Raw genomic sequence first — 5,694 nt, 5'->3', positions numbered from 1 at the left:
TCTCAGAAATAATTAGAAGATAAATATGTTGACAAATAAAAAGATAGAGATACAATCTTTCCCAGAAAAAGTAGGCAGGAAAATTATTAATACAAAGAATATAAGTCTTTTAGAAATTGACAAAGAAGAAATTATTAAACTGTTTAAAAATTATGGATTTTTGCTCTTTAGAGGTTTTGAAAGTAATGTTGATACTTTTGCAGAGTTTAGTAACTCATTGAGTACCGATTTTATGGATTATACTGGAGGTGTATTCAATCGCAGAAAAATTAATAATGATTCAACAATACTAACTGTTACGGACTTTAATGATGAGATTAAACTCCATGGAGAAATGTATTATACAAATAATCCTCCACAGATGCTTTGGTTTTTTTGTGCTAATCCACCTTTAAAAGATGGAGAAACTACAGTATGTGATGGCGAACAATTTTTCCATGAACTAAGTAGTTCAATGAAAGATTTATTAAGTAGGAAAAAATTAAAATTTTGCGCTCATCAAAAAAATGAAGATTGGCAGAGAGTATTTAAAACAAATGATTTAAATGTAGTTAAAGAAATATGTAATAATCAAGGAAAAGAAGTTCAAATTAACGATTAATACAAAGAATATAAGTCTTTTAGAAATTGACAAAGAAGAAATTATTAAACTGTTTAAAAATTATGGATTTTTGCTCTTTAGAGGTTTTGAAAGTAATGTTGATACTTTTGCAGAGTTTAGTAACTCATTGAGTACCGATTTTATGGATTATACTGGAGGTGTATTCAATCGCAGAAAAATTAATAATGATTCAACAATACTAACTGTTACGGACTTTAATGATGAGATTAAACTCCATGGAGAAATGTATTATACAAATAATCCTCCACAGATGCTTTGGTTTTTTTGTGCTAATCCACCTTTAAAAGATGGAGAAACTACAGTATGTGATGGCGAACAATTTTTCCATGAACTAAGTAGTTCAATGAAAGATTTATTAAGTAGGAAAAAATTAAAATTTTGCGCTCATCAAAAAAATGAAGATTGGCAGAGAGTATTTAAAACAAATGATTTAAATGTAGTTAAAGAAATATGTAATAATCAAGGAAAAGAAGTTCAAATTAACGAAGATGGCTCAATTAATCTTGTGTTTATTTCTTCAGCTATACATAACAGTACAATGGCAGAAAACCCTGTTTTTATTAATAGTTTATTAGCAGGGAAACACTTAAATCCTAAAGGCAAAAATATACGCTTTGATGATGATTCAGAAATAACTGATGAGATAATGTCGGAACTCAATGAAATTGCTGAAAAAATAACCATAGAAATAAGCTGGCAAAAGGGGGATATTCTAATGATTGATAATACAAGAATTATGCACGGGAGAAGAGCTTTTAATGACGAAAAACGAGATATTTATATTCGGTTGTGTTCTCCAGCATTTCCATTCTAAAGTTTCAAAAGCTGAATTATTTAGTAACATTAAAAGTCGGTTCAGTCCAGTAGAGTCCAGTAGGGTGCGTTAGGCGCTTACTACAAATTACGGTTGAACTGTCAAATATTACGTTACGCCGTAACGCACCGTTGAGTTGTAGCCTGCTGAAGTTTGTAGTAGACTGACCGAAAAATTTGGGTCTCAAGCCTCCTCTTTTAAGGGGATAAAAAAAGAATATTCCGTATTTCAAGCCTCCTGGTTCAGCAGGAGGTACTGTTAACGCAGTTCCTCCGATAGGAGGCTAACTGATAACTGATAACTGATAACTGAAATGACACATATCGGTACTTTGATATTTTTCACAGCGAAAATTCCTTCAAAGCTAGTAGGGGTAAGGGAAATACATCAATAGGCTAAAAATGGCTCAAACCTAGATAGATCAGGAAAAAGGTTGATTAAATGTAAAATCTAGACTAGATAAGGGTTTGATCCGATTTTTAACATATTTTTTGCCAAAGTGCCGATATTCAATGGTGCGTTACGACTGATTGTTAAATCCCTTTCATAGTCTAAATTTTAGCCGTCTAACGCACCCTACCGAACTGACGAGACTTTGAAACAGTCCTGCCCCTCGCCATGACAGCAGGAAATACGAATGAGCGATCGCTTTTCCCAAACCAACCACCTTTGAGGAGCATCGCTATCACCCTATCACCCCATCACCCTAACTTTGCCATTAAAACAACAGCACTCCGGGCTTCAACCCGATACCTAACACCAATAACTTTTGTAGCTGTATCTAAATCATTAAAATCCCTAGTAGAAGAAAAAGCAGTATTAACAATTAAATACCAACTTTCTCCTTTTTCTAAAAGTGGTAACTCAAACATTAGAGGTTTCCAATAAGCATTCAACATAATATGAAAATATTCACCTTTTTTCTCCTCATCGGAGATGGCAGAAGATAGCCCTGGATGCCTTAAACTAAAAGCTAAACTACGAGAATCTTTCCACCAATCAGGTTTAGCAAAATGTACTCCATGCCAACTAATATTAGGTACTTCATTCGGGTCAATTTCTTCTTCTTTTATCCCTAAAGATAACTCTGATTTAATCTCTTCAAGATATAACTCTGGCGCACCCGCTCCCACAGTAGCTAAAACCTTATCTAACCGCATAATTTCTAAATCTTGGGTGAAATTAATCATCCCTTTGACAAATCGTAATAGATCGGTTTGTTTCTCAATTTGACTCCAATCAAACCAACTAAGTTCATTATTCTGACAATAACCATTATTATTACCCAGTTGAGTTCGCCTAACTTCATCTCCCATCAAAATCATTGGCGTACCCTGGGAAAAGAATAATATAGTGAAAAAATTCTTAATTTGTCGCAGTCTTAATACCTCAATTTCCCGCTTATCCGTAACTCCTTCAACTCCACAATTCCAGCTAAAATTATGATTAGCACCATCACGGTTATCTTCACAATTAGCTTCATTATGTTTCTCATTATAAGAAACTAAATCATTCATAGTAAAACCATCATGGCAAGTAATAAAATTAATACTATGATTAGGCTCCCGATCTGGCTGAGGATAAATATCAGGACTACCCATAATTCTTGCTGCCAACTTATCAACTATCTTGGAGTCACTCTTGACAAATTGACGCACATCATCACGATAATGTCCGTTCCATTCAGCAAAGCGATCGCCAATAAACGAACCCACCTGATAAAGTCCTGCTGCATCCCAAGCTTCAGCAATAATCTTTGTTCCTGCCAAAACCGGGTCAGACTCAATTGCCCACAAAACAGGAGGATCTTCCAACGGATCGCCTGTTACACTCCGAGACATAACAGATGCTAAGTCAAACCGGAACCCATCAACGTGCATTTCCCTAACCCAGTAAACAAGACAGTCAACAATTAAGCGATGTACAAAAGGATTATTTGTATTGAAAGTATTACCACAACCACTGTAGTTACTATAGCCACTAGAATCATCTGCTTCCAAAATGTAGTAAGCCGAATTTTCTAACCCCCGGAAAGAAACAGTCGGTCCGTTTTCATTACCCTCTGCCGTATGATTAAACACTACATCCAAAATTACTTCTATTCCTGCTTTATGCAAAGCCTTAACCATATCTCGGAACTCATCCATTGCTCCAAAAATATCTTGGCGAGAACTATAATTGTGATGGGGAGCAAAAAAAGCGATCGGACTATAACCCCAATAATTAATCAGAGGTTCTAGCACATCTTGTTCATCAAATTGTTGAACAGGTAATAATTCCACCGCAGTAATTCCCAATTCCTTGAGATAAGGAATTTTTTCTATTAAGCCAGCAAAAGTACCCCGTTTTTCAGGGGCAATACCAGAATTAGGATTACGAGTGAATCCACCAACGTGCATTTCATAGATAACTGTGGTGGCGTAGGGAATATCTAGGTGTTTGTCATCTTCCCAGTCATAAGTAGTTGGGTCAGCTACTACACCTTTGAGGGCGTAAGCACAATTATCACCATTACCCGTAGCAGCTTCACGGCTATATTTTTCTTGTCCCACTACGACTCTAGCATAAGGGTCAAGCAAAACTTTTGTGCCATCAAACCGATGACCTTGTTCTGGGTTAAAAGGTCCATAGACTCGATAAGCATATATTTGTCCCACTCCAATACCAGAAATAAAGATGTGCCAGTAATGATGAGTTCTGTGTTGTTTTGGGTCAAGTAAAATTACTTGCTCTGGTTTAGCTGCTAATGGTTCATCAAATAGTAGTAATTCTATTGCTGTAGCATTTTTGGAGTAGATAGAGAAATTTACTCCTTCGGGGTCTTGACAGACAGTGGCACCAATGGGAAAACTCTTACCGGGAAAGATATTAAGATTCATAATGTTTGACTTAATTAATTGTTAGATAACTTGAGTAATTTTATACAATATAAATAGATGTAGATATTTAAAAAAAATTTAGGAGTAAAAATTTATGTATGAAAAAATTTTAGTTGCCATCGATACATCTGCTATTGGCGATCGCGTCTTTGATACAGCCCTAAAGTTAGCAAAAATTGGTAACTCAAATCTTATGTTAGTTCATATTCTCTCAGAGGAAGCAGAAGAAAGTCCTATCAGCTTTTGGCCAATGAATATTGGTTACGATCCAGAAATGATGAAAGAATATCATCAGCTTTGGGAAAAGTTTGAGAAAGAATGTTTACAAATGTTGCAATCAAAAGCAAGTGCAGCAAAAGATGCTGGTTTTCAAACAGAATTTAGCCAAGTCAGAGGTAATCCTGGTCGGGAAATCTGTAAACTAGCCCAAGAATGGAATGCTAATTTAATTGTTATGGGACGTCGTGGACATTCAGTTTTGAGTGAACTGGTATTGGGTAGTGTAAGTAATTATGTTATCCACCGCGCTCATTGTTCTGTTCATGTTGTACAGGATTAGCTTATCATTTATCAGTTATCAATTATCAGTTCCTCCGGCTTCAGCCGGAGGTTGGAAATACGGAAGTTTGTTTTTTGTCCTTTTCAAAGGGGCAGGGCTGTTTCAGGCGTCAAATAAATAATCAATTATTTATGAGAATTGGGGGCACGATTACCGGAATTTGGGGAAAAGTTACGAAAAACGGGCGATTTTTAGGGGTGGAGGTAGAGAAAAGCTCCCAAGGAATCTTGGTCAAATCAACGGAATTTATGAAAAATCAATTGCTACACCAAAATTATTGATAGATTTATTTGGGGAAAATCTTGGGTACCCGATTTGGAAAATTCTCCCCTGCTCCCCCTCTCTCTCCCTTAACCAAGAATGAAACAGCCCTGCTTTCAGGGGGGATGATTGTGACATTATTTATTGGTCATTTTTTCCAAGATAATTGTGGCGATCGCTAACTTTTAGAAACATTAGCTGTTTAACAGCCTCCTGTATCAGCCATCTCAAAAGTTAATAACAATCATTATTTTAATAATGATTGTCATATCTACTCTATAATTTTAGCATTTTTGATGGTTATATAGCAGTCCTATTTTATTTGTGTATAAAAACCTTAACACTTTTAGGGAACAGGGAACAGGGAACACTTAACTGGCCAGAGTTTCAGTTTTTTTATCTACTTTTTGATTCCCCGCAACTTAATGCGCGGATTGCTATACCATATCCGGATAATTAGTGATAAAAACACTTCTTTCTCCTAATAGATTCTTTTCTCCTGACTCCTCTTGTAGGAAATTTAATTTAGAGTAGATAAGAGTAATATTTATACTTAAAT

General features: G+C 35.6%; 4 protein-coding genes. 3 read left to right on the top strand and 1 reads right to left on the bottom strand.

What is annotated here, in order from left to right:
• Positions 1-25: 25 nt before the first annotated feature.
• Together AFK68_RS13410 and AFK68_RS13405 are read left to right on the top strand one after the other, a co-directional pair.
• Entirely contained in the window at positions 26-601 is a 576-nt protein-coding gene (locus tag AFK68_RS13410) for a TauD/TfdA family dioxygenase (RefSeq protein WP_094673245.1), read from the top strand.
• A gap of 70 nt (positions 602-671) precedes the next feature.
• Positions 672-1,436, top strand: a complete 765-nt coding sequence (locus tag AFK68_RS13405) for a TauD/TfdA family dioxygenase (RefSeq protein WP_246844169.1) — start codon at positions 672-674, stop codon at positions 1,434-1,436.
• A gap of 701 nt (positions 1,437-2,137) precedes the next feature.
• Here the strand turns inward: AFK68_RS13405 and glgX are convergent.
• The gene (glgX, locus tag AFK68_RS13400) at positions 2,138-4,315 is read right to left on the bottom strand and encodes a glycogen debranching protein GlgX (RefSeq protein ID WP_094673243.1); all 2,178 of its coding nucleotides are present in this window, start codon (positions 4,313-4,315) and stop codon (positions 2,138-2,140) included.
• A 94-nt stretch (positions 4,316-4,409) separates the two neighbouring features.
• Here glgX and AFK68_RS13395 point away from each other — a divergent pair, with 94 nt between their 5' ends.
• Positions 4,410-4,874: a universal stress protein gene (locus tag AFK68_RS13395; protein ID WP_094673242.1), complete on the top strand. Its 465-nt coding sequence runs from the start codon at positions 4,410-4,412 to the stop codon at positions 4,872-4,874.
• Positions 4,875-5,694 lie beyond the last annotated feature (820 nt).

It is taken from the genome of Hydrocoleum sp. CS-953 (genome assembly GCF_002260545.1).
Lineage (GTDB): Bacteria > Cyanobacteriota > Cyanobacteriia > Cyanobacteriales > Microcoleaceae > Trichodesmium.
Note: the sequence above shows the minus strand (reverse complement) of the source record. Positions and strands in the feature narration are given on the sequence as shown.

Bases quoted from the DNA above. Each gene is read 5' to 3' on its own strand.
- AFK68_RS13410 (WP_094673245.1), top strand. From the start codon at position 26: ATGTTGACAAATAAAAAGATAGAGATACAATCTTTCCCAGAAAAAGTA.
- glgX (WP_094673243.1), bottom strand. From the start codon at position 4,315: ATGAATCTTAATATCTTTCCCGGTAAGAGTTTTCCCATTGGTGCCACT.
- AFK68_RS13395 (WP_094673242.1), top strand. From the start codon at position 4,410: ATGTATGAAAAAATTTTAGTTGCCATCGATACATCTGCTATTGGCGAT.